Source organism: Pseudomonas sp. 2995-3, assembly GCF_002742565.1.
GTDB lineage: Bacteria > Pseudomonadota > Gammaproteobacteria > Pseudomonadales > Pseudomonadaceae > Aquipseudomonas > Aquipseudomonas edaphica.
In genome coordinates this window covers 358449-374541 of sequence record NZ_LJSB01000315.1, presented here as the reverse complement: position 1 = coordinate 374541, position 16093 = coordinate 358449, and the positions used below count along the sequence as shown (strand labels likewise).

Genomic DNA, 16093 nt, shown 5'->3' with positions numbered 1-16093 from the left:
CTCCCACATTTGACTGGGTTCACAATTCAAATGTGGGAGCTGGCTTGTCGGGTCGCCGCATCGCTGCGATAAAGCCACCTCGGTCTAAAGCCTTACACTGGCAAACGTCGACTCATTACGCGCCTGGCTCAACGCCGACATCGGCCCCGACAACGGTGACAGCACCAACGCCTGCGGAATCGGCATCATCGCCACTTGCTGGGTGGTGTTGGAACCTACGCGCTCATCGCGTGGCGGAATGCCAAAGTATTCGCGGTAGCACTTGGAGAAGTGCGGCGTGGACACAAACCCGCACACCGACGCTACTTCGATGATCGACATCGGCGTTTGCTTGAGCAATTGCCGCGCACGAATCAGGCGCAGCTTGAGGTAGTAGCGCGATGGCGAGCAGTGCAGGTATTTCTGGAACAGCCGCTCGAGTTGGCGGCGCGACACGGCGACGTACACCGCCAGTTCGTCCAGGTCGATCGGCTCTTCAAGGTTGGCTTCCATCAGCGCGACGATTTCCTGCAGTTTCGGCTGGTTGGTGCCGAGCATGTGCTTGAGCGGCACGCGCTGGTGATCCTGTTCATTGCGGATGCGCTCGTACACAAACATCTCGGAGATGGCGGCCGACAATTCACGGCCGTGGTCGCGGCTGATCAGGTGCAGCATCATGTCCAGCGGCGCGGTGCCGCCCGAGCTGGTAAAGCGGTTACGGTCGAGGGTGAACAGGCGCGTGCTCATGGCCACGCGCGGGAAGGCTTCCTGCATCGACGCCAGGCATTCCCAGTGCACGCTGCAATCGAAACCGTCGAGCAAACCGGCGCAGGCCAGGGCCCAACTGCCAGTGCACACGGCGCCGAGGCGACGCGACTGGCGCGCCTGGCTTTGCAGCCACGACACGTGCTCACGGGTAACGGTACGCTGGATTCCCACGCCACCGCACACAATCACAGTGTCCAGGGCCGGGGCTTTGTGCATGGAGGCATCGGGGGTGATTTGCAGACCGTCGCTGGCCCACACTTGGTTGCCGTCGACACTCAGGGTTGTCCAGCGATACAGCTCGCGGCCGGACAGCTGGTTGGCCATGCGCAGCGGTTCCACTGCCGAAGCCAGGGAAATCAGCGTGAAATTGTCCAGCAGCAAAAAGCCGATGGATTGAGGCGCACGGTTCTGGGGTTGGGCCCCGGAGTTGAACGACGTCATCGCGGTATCTCCTCACACAAAGCGGGTGATGGCCTCAGGCGAGGCTCTTGTTATTGCGTTCGTCTCCAGCAAGGAGCGAGGCTTTGAATGGGTAGAGCAAATGCCATGCCTAAAATTGAATGGCCATCCAATAACTCCTAAAAACGACCTGATGACGCGTCTATATAAGCCCGCGCGGGGAGCGCGGAATATGGCCAGAAATGGACGTCAGACCGGCCCTGCTCTGGGGTGTGAGCAGATCGGTAGCACTTGTGGGAAGGCGCTTTGCGGGCGTGGGAAAAGTCTGTCACCGCACGCACGGGTGACGAGTGGTGAGGCACGGAATCGTTCGCAAGCTACTTATCTATTTGCGACGCGCTAAAAGGTGGCGCTTTTGGGTTCCGGTGTTCACTTTATGAGCAGTGGTGCTGCAACTACCGCCATCGCAGGCAAGCCAGCTCCCACAGGGGAATGCATTCCAAATGTGGGAGCTGGCTTGCCTGCGATGGCGGCATTAGTGAATCAACACTCTACTGCGCTGACGGCCAAACCACCCCGCGAAGTCTCTTTGTACTTGTCATGCATATCCGCGCCGGTATCGCGCATGGTGCGGATCACCCGGTCAAGGGAAATAAAGTGCTGACCATCACCGCGCAGCGCCATCTGCGCGGCGTTGATCGCCTTCACCGCCGCAATCGCATTGCGCTCGATGCACGGCACTTGCACCAGCCCGCCGACCGGGTCGCAGGTCAGGCCGAGGTTATGTTCCAGGCCAATTTCGGCGGCGTTGCACAGTTGCTCCGGCGTGGCGCCGAGGATCTCGGCAAGTCCCGCAGCGGCCATGGCACAGGCTGAACCGACTTCACCCTGGCAGCCGACTTCGGCGCCGGAAATCGAGGCGTTTTTCTTGCACAGAATCCCGACGGCCGCAGCGCTCAGCAAATAGTCGACCACGTTGGCTTCGGTGACTTCTTCGCTGAACTTCATAAAGTAGTGCAGCACCGCAGGAATAATCCCCGCCGCGCCATTGGTGGGGGCGGTGACCATGCGCCCACCGGCGGCGTTTTCTTCATTGACCGCCAGGGCGAAGAGGTTGACCCACTCCATGGCGCTCAAGGTCGAGCCAATCACGTTCGGTTTGCCCAGCTCCTGCAAACTGCGGTGCAACTTGGCGGCGCGGCGACGCACATTCAGGCCACCGGGCAGGATGCCTTCGTGCTTGAGGCCCTGCTCCACGCAGTCTTGCATGGCGCGCCAGAGCTTCATCAGGCCACTGCGGATTTCGTCTTCGCTGCGCCAGGTTTTTTCGTTGGCCAACATTAGTTCGGCGACGCGCAGGTTGTGGGTCTTGCACAACTGCAACAGCTCCACAGCACTGGAAAAATCATACGGCAGTTCGGTACGGTCCATATCGGCCACGCCGCTCTGCGCCTGGGCCTCGTCCACCACAAAACCACCACCGACTGAATAGTAGGTGCCGCGGTGCAGCTCGCCGTCATCATCGAACACCACCAGGGTCATGGCGTTGGGGTGGAACGGCAGGTTTTCGTCGAGCAGGCGCATGTCGCGTGCCCAGACGAAGGGCACCGGCAGGCGGCCGTCGAGCAAGAGCGTGTCGGTCTCGCGCAGGGTGTGAATACGCAGGCCGATTTGCGCCGGGTCGATTGCGTCCGGCCACTCGCCCATCAGGCCCATGATGGTCGCCGTGTCGCTGCCATGGCCGATGCCGGTGGCCGACAACGAGCCATATAGCTGAACTTCAACGCGACGTACTTGTTCCAACACTCCACGTTCACGCAAGTGCTGAACGAACAACGCTGCGGCGCGCATGGGGCCGACGGTGTGAGAACTAGAAGGCCCGATGCCGATCTTGAACAGGTCGAAAACACTGATAGCCATTGCGGTAGAACTCCTCGATAAGCACGGCCAGGCTTGAACGAGGTGCTACGCTCAGATCGCCCAGATGGCGGCATCATCAAGCTTTTGCTTGCCTTCACGGCGTCTCACACCGACGTAACCATGCTCAACAACGCCGCTCTCGTGCGATCGGGCATTTTGGCCGTTTTTAGCGGTTCAGATCGGTAAAAACTGCGGTTTTGCCATTGGAAAAATCTGTAAGCGACGTCACCGACACTGGATACGACCATCCCTGTACTGGATACGACGCCCCCTGTAGGCGTCAGATTTTCACTGGTACATGATCAGTCTCGACTCGTTTGCAAGGCACCGTGCCGTCGCCTCGATGCACGCCCCAACCGCAACACTTATAAAGCGCGGCGAATGCCGCCAGAAAAGACACAGGAGTCTACCCCGATGAAAGGTTCACCCTCGTTGTTGTTGGCCGCCATGCTGAGTCTGCCAGTCCTGGCACACGCTGCAGAACCGGAACAGTGCAAGACCGTTAACTTCTCCGATGTCGGCTGGACCGACATCACTGTCACCACCGCGACCACCAGCGAAGTCCTCAAGGGCCTTGGCTATAAACCGCGCACCACGATGATTTCGGTACCGGTGACCTACAAGTCCCTGGCCGACGGCAAGAACATGGACATCTTCCTCGGCAACTGGATGCCGACCATGGAAAACGACATCAAGCAATACCGTGATGCCGGCACCGTGGAAACCGTGCGTGCCAACCTGGAAAACGCCAAGTACACCCTGGCGGTCCCGGAGGCGCTGTACAACAAGGGCCTCAAAGACTTCGCCGACATCGCCAAATTCAAGGATGAGCTGGGCGGCAAGATCTACGGCATCGAGCCGGGTAACGACGGCAACCGCACTATCCAGACCCTCATCGACAAAGACGCCTTCGGCCTGAAAACCGCGGGTTTCAAAGTGGTTGAGTCCAGCGAAGCCGGGATGCTCTCGCAGGTGGAACGCGCCTCCAAGCGTGACCAGGCCATCGTGTTCCTGGGCTGGGAACCGCACCCGATGAACACCCGCTTCAAGATGAAGTACCTGACCGGCGGAGACGACTCGTTCGGCCCCAACTACGGCCAGGCCACCATCTACACCAACGTTCGCAAGGGCTACACCCAGGAATGCAGCAACGTCGGCCAGTTGCTGAAAAACCTGTCGTTCACCTTGAACATGGAAAGCACCCTGATGGGTAACGTCCTCGACGACAAGATGAAGCCCGACGCCGCAGCCAAAGCCTGGCTGAAGAAGAACCCGCAAGTGCTCGACACCTGGCTCGCCGGTGTGACCACGGTTGATGGCAAACCCGGTCTGGAGGCCGTCAAGGAATACCTCGCCAAGTAAGTGCTGACCCCGGGGCGGTGCGCTGCCCCGGGATGTTTTCCCCTTCGCATGTGGACATTCACTACCATGCTGACTGAACAGAAAATCCCACTAGGCCAGTACATCGCTGCCTTCGTCGAATGGTTGACCAAACATGGTGCCAACTACTTCGACGCCATCGCATCGACCCTGGAAACGATGATCCACGGCGTGACGTTCGCGCTGACCTGGTTCAATCCGCTGGCATTGATCGGTCTGATTGCGCTGCTGGCTCACTTTATTCAACGTAAATGGGGCCTGACCGTTTTTGTCATCGCCTCCTTCCTGCTGATCCTCAACCTGGGGTACTGGCAGGAAACCATGGAAACCCTCGCGCAGGTGTTGTTCGCCACCCTGGTCTGCGTGGTCATCGGTGTGCCGCTGGGCATTGTTGCCGCACACAAACCGCTGTTCTACACCATGATGCGGCCGGTGCTCGATCTGATGCAGACCGTACCGACCTTCGTCTACCTCATCCCTACCCTGACCCTCTTCGGGCTGGGTGTGGTGCCTGGCTTGATCTCCACGGTGGTGTTCGCGATTGCCGCGCCTATCCGCCTGACCTACCTGGGTATCCGCGATGTACCGCAAGAGTTGATGGACGCCGGCAAGGCCTTTGGCTGCTCGCGCCGTCAGTTGCTCTCACGCATTGAACTGCCCCACGCCATGCCGAGCATTGCCGCCGGCATTACCCAATGCATCATGCTGTCGTTGTCGATGGTGGTGATCGCGGCCCTGGTGGGCGCCGACGGCCTCGGCAAGCCGGTGGTCAACGCACTCAACACCGCCGACATTGCCCTGGGCTTTGAAGCCGGCCTGGCAATCGTATTGCTGGCCATCATGCTCGACCGCATCTGCAAACAACCCGACGCTAAAGTAGGGGGTGATGCATGAGCATTATCCGATTCGACAATGTCGACGTGATCTTCTCCAAAGACCCACGCGAAGCGCTCAAGCTGCTGGACCAGGGCATGAGCCGTAACGAGATCCTGAAAAAGACCGGGCAGATCGTCGGCGTTGAAAAAGCCAGCCTGGACATTGAGAAGGGCGAGATCTGCGTGCTGATGGGCCTGTCCGGCTCCGGCAAGTCGAGCCTGCTGCGCTGCATCAACGGCCTCAACACCGTAAGCCGCGGCCAGCTGTTTGTGGAGCACGAAGGCCGCCAGATCGACATTGCGTCCTGCACGCCCGCCGAGCTGAAAATGATGCGCACCAAGCGCATCGCCATGGTGTTCCAGAAGTTCGCGTTGATGCCGTGGCTGACGGTGCGCGAGAACATCAGCTTTGGCCTTGAGATGCAGGGCCGCCCGGAGAAAGAACGGCGCGCGCTGGTGGATGAAAAACTCGAACTGGTGGGCCTGGCCCAGTGGCGTAACAAGAAGCCCGACGAGCTGTCCGGCGGCATGCAGCAGCGCGTCGGCCTGGCCCGCGCCTTGGCGATGGATGCCGATATCCTGCTGATGGACGAACCCTTCTCGGCCCTCGACCCGCTGATCCGCCAAGGCCTGCAAGATGAACTGCTGGAACTGCAACGCAAGCTGAGCAAGACCATCGTGTTCGTGAGCCACGACCTGGATGAGGCGCTGAAACTCGGCAGCCGCATCGCGATCATGAAAGACGGCAAGATCATCCAGTACAGCGTGCCGGAAGAGATTGTGCTGAACCCGGCGGACGACTATGTGCGCACCTTCGTCGCCCATACCAACCCGCTGAACGTGCTGTGCGGGCGCAGCCTGATGCGTACCGTAGAGAACTGCACCCACGTCAACGGCTCCATCAGCCTGGACCCGGGCGGCGATTCGTGGCTGGACCTGGCCGAAGGCAATGTGATCAAGGGCGCACGCCAGAACGGCACGCCGTTGAACCTGCAGAACTGGGCGCCGGGGCAACCGGTGGAAGGTTTGGGCCGGGTACCGACGCTGGTGGATTCCAATATCGGCATGCGCGATGCGTTGCAGATCCGGTATCACACGGGGAACAAGCTGGTGTTGCATAACAACAACCAGGTGGTGGGGATTCTGGGGGATAGCGAGCTGTACCATGCCCTGCTGGGCAAGAACCTGGGCTAGTCGGTACCGCAAAACCAACTGAAGAAACTGGGTCAATGTGGGAGCTGGCTTGCCTGCGATAGCTTTAGTGAATTCACCACCGCTATCGCAGGCAAGCCAGCTCCCACATTTGACCTCATTCCAAGCCTGGAACAGCGGCGCCAGTGACGGCGCCGCTCGGCTCAACTATCAGCTATAGACACGGCCAAGGAGCTGCCGATGGCTTTCAAACTGATCGAGCACGTCCCGGGTGATCTGTTCCTGGGCGAAGCCCATCAGGTCATATTCCTGAGGTCCGTTGTGCAGGTAGACCTCGGCCCGGTAGTAACGGGTGCGCTCTTCTTCGGGCAGGTCGCTCGGTGCCGAGGAGTAAGCATCCAGGCTCACTTCATAGACAAACGGGTTGCCCTCTTCCATCTCGATGCGCACACCGATGCAGCGCTTGGATTTACCCAACAAGGTCTGCACTTCCAGCCCTTGGTCACGCAGCGCACTCGCCGCTTCTTCCAACGCCGGCGTAACGTGTTTGTCCATAAAGCGCTGCACGGTGCCCTGGCTCGGTTGCAGGTCCAGCGCAGTCAAACGTTCGCTGAAACCACGACGGCCGCGCTCGGCCAATTGCGCTTGCTCCTGTTCGATGGCCACATCCTGGCGCATCGCCTTGTGCAAACCGAACATAAAGAAAATCAGCACCACCGAGAACGGCAGCCCCGCCAGCACCACCATGGTTTGCATGGCTTCGAAGTTACCCGCAAACAGCAGGCCGATGGTCACCAGGGTGATCACCGCCGACCAGAAGATCCGCAGCCAGTGCGGCGCATCTTCATCCACATTGCCGCCCTTGCACGAAAGGTTGGCCATCATCACCGCGCCGGAATCCGCCGGGGTCAGGAACAGCACAAAGCCCACGAAGATCGACACGCCGATCACGATTTTCGACGCTGGGTAATGCTCAAGCAGTTGGTAGATGGCCATCGACGGTTGCTCCAGCGCCGTCTTGCCCAACTCCACTGCGCCGTGGTTCAGCACCAGGTCCAGCGCCGAGTTACCGAAGATCGACAACCACGCCAGGGTGAAGCCCAGCGGGATCAGCAGCACGCCGGCCACCAGTTCACGCACCGTGCGACCACGGGAGATACGCGCGATGAACATGCCTACAAATGGCGCCCAGGAAATCCACCAGGCCCAGTAGAACAGGGTCCACAGGCCCATCCAGCGTTCAGTCTTGTCGGCGTCGCCTTCGTACACATACAGGTCGAAGGTTTTCAGCACGATACCGTTGAGGTAGTCACCGGTGTTCTGCACCAGGCCATTGAGCAGGTGCAAGGTCGGGCCAAACAACAGCACAAAGATCAGCAAGCCACTGAACAGCACAATGTTGAGGTTGGACAGGCGGCGAATGCCGTTTTCCACACCCGACACGGCAGCGATGGTCGCCACGGTGCTCATCACAATGATCACGATCAGCAGGTTAGTGTTGCTGTGCTGCATGCCGAACAGGTTTTCAAGCCCCGACGACACTTGCATCGAACCAATCCCCAGGTTCGTCACCAGGCCCAGCAGGGTCACGAACATGCCGAAGCCGTCCACCGCGTGGCCGGCCGCGCCTTTGACCCAACGCTCGCCCACCAGCGGGTACAGCGCCGAACGCAAGGCCAACGGCTGGTTATGACGGTACGCGAAGTACGCCACGGCCAGGCCGACCAGCGCATAAATCGCCCAGCCGTGCAGGCCCCAGTGCAGGAACGTCAACTGCAACGCCTGGCGGGCTGCGCCATTGCTGGCGGCGGCGCCTTCGGGCGGGTTGAAGTAGTGATCCAACGGCTCGGAAGCCCCGAAATACAGCAGCGAGATGCCGATGCCCGACGAGAACAACATGCCGGCCCAGGCGCCGTAGCTGAAGTCCGGGGTGTCGTCCTTGCTGCCCAGTTTCAATTTACCGTAGGACGAAAACGCCAGGCCGACCACAAACACCAGGTAGGCCGCGATGACCACCATGTAGTACCAACCGAAGCTTTTCGACAGCCACGCCTGGGCTACGCCGAGCATACGCCCGGCCTCCTGCGGGGCGATGATCAGAATGGCGGTCAACAACAGAATGAGCGCGGTGGAGGTGTAAAACACCCAACCGTTGACCCTGACCTTTTCCGGCGGGGTCTTTATAAGAGAGGCAGAACTCATGGCGCAGATGCTCCGGGCAGTGCGAGAGAGAAACACAAGGCAACGGTTATCCCGGGACATCGATTTTTCGGCAGTCGACGGACGGGTGTTATAAAGACACCCCGAAAATTCTTGAGCCGCGCCTAGGCAGTGGCCAGGCCCTGATACGGCCTGTTTCAAGGGTTTTTGCAGGTGTCAGAGGACGTTGCTCACAGGTAGGAAAAATCTGTAGGCAGCGACCATTTGTCGCAGATCTTATTCTTTGTTGATTGAACGTTCAATCAAAACAAAATAGACTGGCCATCAAGCCGACGGACGTTTAACGCCCAACGGCAGGCCTAAGGAGAGGTGCTACATGCCCAAGGTCGGTATGCAACCCATACGCCGCCAGCAGTTGATCGAAGCCACCTTGACGGCCATCGATCAGGTTGGAATGGGAGATGCCAGCATTGCGCTGATCGCCCGTTTGGCCGGCGTCTCGAACGGCATCATCAGTCACTACTTTCAGGACAAGAACGGCCTGATCGCCGCAACGATGCGGTACTTGATGAATGTGCTGATCGAGAACGTCCACGAACGCAGGCTTGCGCTGAAGGACGACAGCCCACGGGCGCACCTTCGGGTGATCATCGAGGGCAACTTCGACGCCAGCCAGGTCAACGGACCGGCAATGAAAACCTGGCTGGCCTTCTGGGCCACCAGCATGCACCACCCGTCATTGCACAGGTTGCAGCGGATCAACGATCAACGTCTGTATTCCAACCTGTGCTGCCAGTTCCGCCGAGTGCTACCGCTGCCGCACGCACGCAAAGCAGCCAGAGGCCTGGCGGCCCTGATCGACGGTTTGTGGTTGCGCGGCGCCCTGTCGGGAGACGCTTTCGACACGGAGCAGGCGCAACGGATCGCTTACGAATACATGGATTTCCAATTGGCCAAGCAGGTGAGTTAGAGCACACATAAACGCTCAACCCCTGAACGTCTGCCGCTCAGTGTTGCCACAACCCCATGGCCCACTTTCGGCGGGTAACGCCAACCACTTATGCACTTGCGAGGACTTTATGGCCCGTTTCGAACTGCAAAAACTCTACATTGACGGCGGCTACAGCGACGCTGACAGCGATGCCACCTTCGAAGCCATCAACCCGGCTAACGGTGAAGTTCTCGCCCAAGTGCAACGCGCCACCAAGGAAGACGTGGAACGTGCCGTGGTCAGCGCTGAAAAAGGCCAGAAAATCTGGGCCGCCATGACCGCCATGGAGCGTTCGCGCATCCTGCGCCGTGCCGTCGACATCCTGCGCGAGCGCAACGATGAGCTGGCCGCCCTGGAAACCCTGGACACCGGTAAAGCCTTCTCCGAAACCCAATACGTCGACATCGTCACCGGTGCAGACGTGCTGGAATACTACGCAGGCCTGGTGCCAGCCATCGAAGGCGAGCAGATCCCGTTGCGCGACACTTCGTTCGTCTACACCCGCCGCGAGCCGCTGGGCGTAGTAGCCGGTATCGGCGCGTGGAACTACCCGATCCAGATCGCCCTGTGGAAATCCGCACCGGCCCTGGCGGCGGGTAACGCGATGATCTTCAAGCCAAGCGAAGTCACTTCGCTGACCACCCTGAAACTGGCCGAGATCTACACCGAAGCTGGCGTTCCAGCCGGTGTGTTCAACGTGCTGACCGGCAGCGGCCGTGAAGTCGGCACTTGGCTGACCGAGCACCCGCGCATCGAGAAAGTCTCGTTCACCGGCGGCACCGACACCGGCAAAAAAGTCATGGCCAGCGCTTCGAGCTCCTCGCTCAAAGAAGTGACCATGGAACTGGGCGGCAAGTCGCCGCTGATCGTGTTCGAAGATGCCGACCTGGATCGCGCCGCCGACATCGCCATGATGGCCAACTTCTACAGCTCCGGTCAGGTCTGCACCAACGGCACTCGCGTGTTCGTGCCGAAACACCTGCAAGCGGCGTTCGAAGCCAAGATCGTTGAGCGTGTTGCGCGCATTCGTGTTGGCAACCCACAAGACGAAAACACCAACTTCGGCCCGCTGGTCAGCTTCGCCCACATGGAAAGCGTGCTCGGCTACATCGCCAAAGGCAAGGAAGAAGGCGCCCGCGTCCTGTGCGGCGGCGACCGACTGACCGACGGCGAATTCGCCAAAGGCGCCTATGTGGCCCCGACTGTGTTCACCGACTGCACCGACGAAATGACCATCGTCCGTGAAGAAATCTTCGGCCCAGTAATGAGCATCCTCACTTACGAGACCGAAGAAGAAGTGATCCGCCGCGCCAACGACACCGATTTCGGCCTGGCCGCAGGTTTGGTGACCAAGGACCTGAACCGCGCCCACCGCGTGATTCATCAGCTGGAAGCGGGTATCTGCTGGATCAACGCCTGGGGCGAGTCCGACGCCAAGATGCCGGTTGGCGGCTACAAGCAGTCGGGCGTTGGCCGTGAGAACGGTATCAGCTCGCTGAACAACTTCACCCGCATCAAATCGGTACAGGTTGAGCTGGGCGACTACGCCTCGGTGTTCTAAACCACAGGCGCCTGGGAGTCGCCTTTGTGGCGAGGGAGCTTGCTCCCGTTGGGCTGCGCAGCAGCCCCATCCCAGGCCCCGCAGTTCTCCAGACCGAACTCGTTCGCTGGTTTTGCGACTGCTGCGCAGTCGAGCGGGAGCAAGCTCCCTCGCCACAAAAGCAGCTTGAACCACTTATATGAGGGTGCATTTATGTCCCAAGAATACGATTACATCATTGTGGGTGCCGGCTCCGCCGGTAACACCCTGGCGACCCGTCTGACCGAAGACGAAGGCGTCACCGTCCTGCTGCTGGAAGCCGGCGGCCCGGACTACCGTTTTGACTTCCGTACCCAAATGCCTGCCGCGCTGGCGTTCCCGCTTCAAGGCCGTCGCTACAACTGGGCCTACGAAACCGACCCTGAGCCACACATGGACGGCCGCCGGATGGAATGCGGTCGCGGCAAGGGCCTGGGCGGTTCTTCGCTGATCAACGGCATGTGCTACATCCGTGGCAACGCCATGGACTACGACAACTGGGCAAAACTGCCAGGTCTGGAAAACTGGACCTACCTCGACTGCCTGCCGTACTTCCGTAAAGCCGAAACCCGCGACATCGGCCCCAACGACTACCACGGTGGCGACGGCCCGGTCAGCGTGACCACGCCTAAAGCCGGCAACAACCCGCTGTTCCACGCGATGGTTGAAGCCGGCGTACAGGCCGGTTACCCGCGTACCGACGACCTGAACGGCTACCAGCAAGAAGGCTTCGGCCCGATGGACCGTACCGTCACGCCTAAAGGCCGTCGCGCCAGCACCGCACGCGGTTACCTGGACACGGCCAAGAAGCGCTCGACGCTGACCATCGTCACCCACGCCCTCACCGACAAAGTGTTGTTTGAAGGCAAGCGTGCCGTAGGCGTGCGTTACCTGATCGGCGCGGCTGAAGAACGTGTTGAAGCCCGTGCGCGCAAAGAAGTACTGGTGTGCAGCGGTGCAATCGCTTCGCCACAACTGCTGCAACGCTCCGGTGTGGGCCCGGCCAAACTGCTGGAAAGCCTCGACATCCCGGTGGTCCACGACCTGCCCGGCGTCGGCGAAAACCTGCAGGACCACCTTGAGCTGTACCTGCAATACGCCTGCACTCAGCCAGTGTCGCTGTACCCATCGCTGCTCTGGTACAACCAGCCGGCCATTGGTGCCGAATGGCTGTTCAACGGCACCGGTATCGGCGCCAGCAACCAGTTCGAAGCGGGCGGTTTTATCCGCACCCGTGAAGACTTCGATTGGCCGAACATCCAGTACCACTTCCTGCCGGTCGCGATTAACTACAACGGCAGCAACGGTGTGAAAGAGCACGGTTTCCAGGCGCACATGGGTTCCATGCGTTCGCCGAGCCGTGGCCGCGTGCAATTGAAGTCGAAGAACCCTCGGGACTACCCGAGCATCCTCTTCAACTACATGGCCACCGAGCAGGACTGGCAGGAATTCCGTGACGGCATCCGCCTGACCCGCGAAATCATGCAGCAGCCGGCGCTGGATCAATACCGTGGCCGTGAAATCAGCCCGGGCATTGACGTGCAAACCGATGAGCAGTTGGACAAGTTCATCCGCGAGCACGCCGAAACTGCGTTCCACCCGTCCTGCTCGTGCAAAATGGGCACCGACGAGATGGCTGTAGTGGATGCCGAAGGCCGCGTGCATGGCATGCAGGGGCTGCGTGTTGTGGATGCGTCGATCATGCCGATCATCACCACCGGCAACCTCAACGCGCCGACGATCATGATCGCCGAGAAAATCGCCGACAAGATCCGTGGCCGCAAGCCACTGCCGCGCAGCACTGCCGACTACTACGTGGCAGGCGATGCGCCGGTGCGTGGCAAGCCGATGCGTGAAGTCGGCCCTACTGCGCAGTAACCCGTTGATCGTTCCCACGCTCTGCGTGGGAATGCATCCTGTGACGCTCTGCGTCACGACCTTCAAAAGCGGACGCAGAGCGTCCAAGGCGGCATTCCCACGCAGAGCGTGGGAACGATCACCTATGCTAGCCTCTGGGACTGCGCTGCCCTCAAGGAGGTCCCGATGTTCGACGCCCACCCCACCCTCAAACAACACTTCAGTGCCCTGCGCACCCGCGCCGAATTCTTCTCGTTGCGTTATGTGCGCGAATCCGGCCAGTACCTGTCGGTACGCAAGAACGTCGCCGAGCCGCCACACCTTAGCCACGACGAGGGCGCCATGCTCACCGTGCGCCTCAACGGCGTGGAAGCTTATGCAGCAACCAACGACATTTCCCTCGCCGGCCTGCAAGCAGCCCTTGAGCGCGCCGAACAGCAAGCCCGGCAGATTTCGCCCCATGCCCTGCTCGACTTGCACACACAACAGGTCTCCAGTGACGTGGCCGACTACCTGTCGCCCGACCTCGACCAGCCCTTCCCATCCCTGAGCGACTGCTACCAACTGCTCGGCGATGAATCCGCCAGCGTGCCCAAGGATGAGCGCCTGGTCAGTTGGGAAGTCAGCCTGGGCACCACGCGGGTTGAACAGATCTACCTCAACAGCGCCGGTGCCGAGCTGCGCCAGGCTCAGCGTTTCGTCTTTCCGGGCCTGAGCGTCACCGCCTTCGACGGCAACGACAGCCAGACCCGCACCCTGGGCGGCACCAACTTCGGCCAGCAAGGCAGTGCGAACGTGATTCGCCGCTTCGGCCTGGCCGGCGCCGCCCGCACAGTCGCCGATGAAGCCCTGCAACTGCTGCTCGCGCCGAACACGCCCCACGGCCCGCGTGACCTGCTGCTGATGCCCGACCAGATGATCCTGCAGATCCACGAGTCCATCGGCCACCCGCTGGAACTGGACCGCATCCTGGGCGATGAGCGTAACTACGCCGGCACCAGTTTTGTGAAGGCCAGCGACTTCGGCCACCTGCAATACGGCTCGCCCTTGCTCAACGTGACCTTCGACCCGGACATCCCCGAACAGCTCGCCAGCTATGGGCATGACGACGACGGCACGGCCGCCAGCAAGCAGTTCCTGATACGCGATGGCCTGCTGCTCAAGCCCTTGGGTGGCGCGCTGTCGCAATTTCGCGCGAACCTGCCAGGCGTGGCCAACAGCCGCGCGTGCGGCTGGAATCGGCCGCCCATCGACCGCATGGCCAACCTCAATATCGAGGCCGGCGACAAGACCCAGGCTGAGCTGGTCAGCGGCATCGAGCACGGCATTCTGATGAGCACCAACCGCTCCTGGTCCATCGATGACGCACGCAATAAATTCCAGTTCGGCTGCGAGTGGGGCCAGTTGATCGAAAACGGCGAACTCAAGGGCGTGGTCAAAAACCCCAACTACCGCGCCATCTCCGCGCAGTTCTGGCGCAACCTCAGCGCCGTCGGCGACGCCAGCACCTTCCAGGTGTTAGGCACGCCCAATTGCGGCAAAGGCGAACCCAACCAGGTGATCCGCGTGGGCCACGCTTCACCGGCGTGTGTGTTCAGTGATATCGACGTGTTCGGGGGAGATGCCTGATGAATAACTTCAAGGCACTGGTGGGTTGGCTCAAGCAAGCCGTCACCGACAAGGAACAGTTTCACCTGGGCTACGCTGACGAGTCGTCCGAGTTCGTGCGCTTCAACCACGCCAAGGTGCGTCAAGCGGGCCAGGTGCAACAGGCCAGCCTCAACCTCAAGCTGATCAACGATGGCCGTCACGCCGACCTCGGTATCACCCTTGCCGGTGAGCCGGCGCTGGATCGCCAGCGCCTGGCCGACGGCCTGCAACAACTGCGCGAAACCCTGCCATTGTTGCCGCAGGATCCTTACCTGCTGCTGAACCACAACGCCTGGCAAAACCACAACGAACAACTGCGACCGCTGCCGGAACTGGCCCAGGTGCTGGCAGATATCAGCCAGGCCGCCGAAGGTGTGGACCTGGTGGGCTTCTACGCTGCCGGCCCCATCAGCCGTGGCTTTGCCAGTTCCGAAGGCGCGTTCGGCTGGCATCAGGCCAATAGCTTCAACTTCGATTTCAGCCTGTTCCACGCCAACGGCGAAGCGGTGAAAGCCAGCTACGCCGGGCACACCTGGGACAGCGCCGAGTTCACTGAGCGTTTCCAGCGGGCGCGTGAGCAGCTGGAATTCCTCGGCCGCCCGTTGCACAAGCTGCCTCCCGGCCAGTACCGCGCCTACCTGGCCCCGGCGGCGCTGGAAGAAATCTTCAGCATTGTCACGTGGGGCGGGTTTTCCGCCCAGGCCATCGCCAGCAAAGGCAGTTGCTTGCAAAAGCTCTACACGGGTGAGCAGTCGCTGAGCCCACTGGTGAAGGTCGATGAGCAGATCAGCGGCTCGTTGAGCCAAGCGTTTTCCACCGAAGGTTACCCACGCGGCGACGTCACGCTGATCAACGCCGGTAAAGCCGAGGGCCAGTTGATCAACTCGCGCAGTGCTGCCGAATATGGCCTGAGCACCAACGGCGCCAGCAGCGACGAGTCGCCCAGCGCCTTGCAGATGGCCGCAGGTAACCTGCCCCAGGCCGATATCCTCAAGCAATTGGGCACTGGCTTGTACATCAGCAACCTGTGGTATCTGAACTACTCGGACTTGCCGGCGGCACGCCTGACCGGCATGACGCGCTTTGCGACGTTCTGGGTCGAAGACGGTGAGATCAAGGCGCCGGTGAGCACCATGCGGTTTGATGACAGTGTCTACAGCCTGCTCGGTTCGCAGCTTGAAGCGCTGACCTCGGAACGGGAACTGCTGCTGTCGGCGAGTACGTACAGCCAGCGCAATACCTCCTCCAACCTGCTGCCGGGGGCGCTGGTCAAGCGCCTGACGCTAACGCTGTAAATACAATTGCCCCTGTGGGAGCTGGCTTGTGTGGGAGCTGGCTTGCCTGCGATGCAGTCACCTCGGTGTGTCAGTCACACCGCAGTGA

At 60.6% G+C, this 16093-nt stretch carries 11 protein-coding genes; 8 read left to right on the top strand and 3 right to left on the bottom strand.

The window, feature by feature from the left end; all coding sequences use genetic code 11:
- Positions 1–84 precede the first annotated feature (84 nt).
- Together AOA62_RS28875 and AOA62_RS28870 are read right to left on the bottom strand one after the other, a co-directional pair.
- The gene (locus AOA62_RS28875) at positions 85–1188 is read right to left on the bottom strand and encodes a GlxA family transcriptional regulator (RefSeq protein ID WP_005792167.1); all 1104 of its coding nucleotides are present in this window, start codon (positions 1186–1188) and stop codon (positions 85–87) included.
- A gap of 501 nt (positions 1189–1689) precedes the next feature.
- Positions 1690–3066: an L-serine ammonia-lyase gene (locus AOA62_RS28870; protein ID WP_099550375.1), complete on the bottom strand. Its 1377-nt coding sequence runs from the start codon at positions 3064–3066 to the stop codon at positions 1690–1692.
- 414 nt (positions 3067–3480) lie between these two features.
- Here AOA62_RS28870 and AOA62_RS28865 point away from each other — a divergent pair, with 414 nt between their 5' ends.
- The 3 genes from AOA62_RS28865 (at position 3481) to choV (ending at position 6515) form a co-directional block, all read left to right on the top strand.
- Positions 3481–4428, top strand: coding sequence for a choline ABC transporter substrate-binding protein (locus AOA62_RS28865; protein ID WP_099550374.1), 948 nt, complete (start codon positions 3481–3483; stop codon positions 4426–4428).
- A 66-nt stretch (positions 4429–4494) separates the two neighbouring features.
- Entirely contained in the window at positions 4495–5340 is an 846-nt protein-coding gene (choW, locus tag AOA62_RS28860; protein ID WP_017139374.1) for a choline ABC transporter permease subunit, read from the top strand.
- Entirely contained in the window at positions 5337–6515 is a 1179-nt protein-coding gene (gene choV / locus AOA62_RS28855; protein WP_017139375.1) for a choline ABC transporter ATP-binding protein, read from the top strand. The genes choW and choV overlap by 4 nt, the downstream gene beginning before the upstream one ends.
- A 168-nt stretch (positions 6516–6683) precedes the next feature.
- On the opposite strand, the gene AOA62_RS28850 is transcribed toward choV, so the two are convergent.
- Positions 6684–8618: a BCCT family transporter gene (locus tag AOA62_RS28850; protein WP_232626476.1), complete on the bottom strand. Its 1935-nt coding sequence runs from the start codon at positions 8616–8618 to the stop codon at positions 6684–6686.
- Between the two features lie 391 nt (positions 8619–9009).
- On the opposite strand from AOA62_RS28850, the gene betI reads away from it, so the two are divergent.
- The 5 genes from betI to AOA62_RS28820 all read left to right on the top strand — a co-directional run bounded on the left by betI (position 9010) and on the right by AOA62_RS28820 (position 16005).
- Positions 9010–9603, top strand: a complete 594-nt coding sequence (gene betI, locus AOA62_RS28845; protein ID WP_010207128.1) for a transcriptional regulator BetI — start codon at positions 9010–9012, stop codon at positions 9601–9603.
- A gap of 109 nt (positions 9604–9712) precedes the next feature.
- Positions 9713–11185 carry a betaine-aldehyde dehydrogenase gene (gene betB, locus AOA62_RS28840; RefSeq protein WP_099550373.1) on the top strand — a complete coding sequence of 491 codons (1473 nt, stop codon included), beginning with the start codon at positions 9713–9715 and terminating at the stop codon, positions 11183–11185.
- A 192-nt stretch (positions 11186–11377) separates the two neighbouring features.
- Positions 11378–13081 carry a choline dehydrogenase gene (gene betA, locus AOA62_RS28830; RefSeq protein ID WP_017139378.1) on the top strand — a complete coding sequence of 568 codons (1704 nt, stop codon included), beginning with the start codon at positions 11378–11380 and terminating at the stop codon, positions 13079–13081.
- Between the two features lie 165 nt (positions 13082–13246).
- Positions 13247–14689, top strand: coding sequence for a TldD/PmbA family protein (locus AOA62_RS28825; protein WP_017139379.1), 1443 nt, complete (start codon positions 13247–13249; stop codon positions 14687–14689).
- A complete protein-coding gene (locus AOA62_RS28820) occupies positions 14689–16005 on the top strand; it encodes a TldD/PmbA family protein (RefSeq protein ID WP_099550371.1) in 1317 nt (438 codons plus the stop codon). The genes AOA62_RS28825 and AOA62_RS28820 overlap by 1 nt, the downstream gene beginning before the upstream one ends.
- Positions 16006–16093 lie beyond the last annotated feature (88 nt).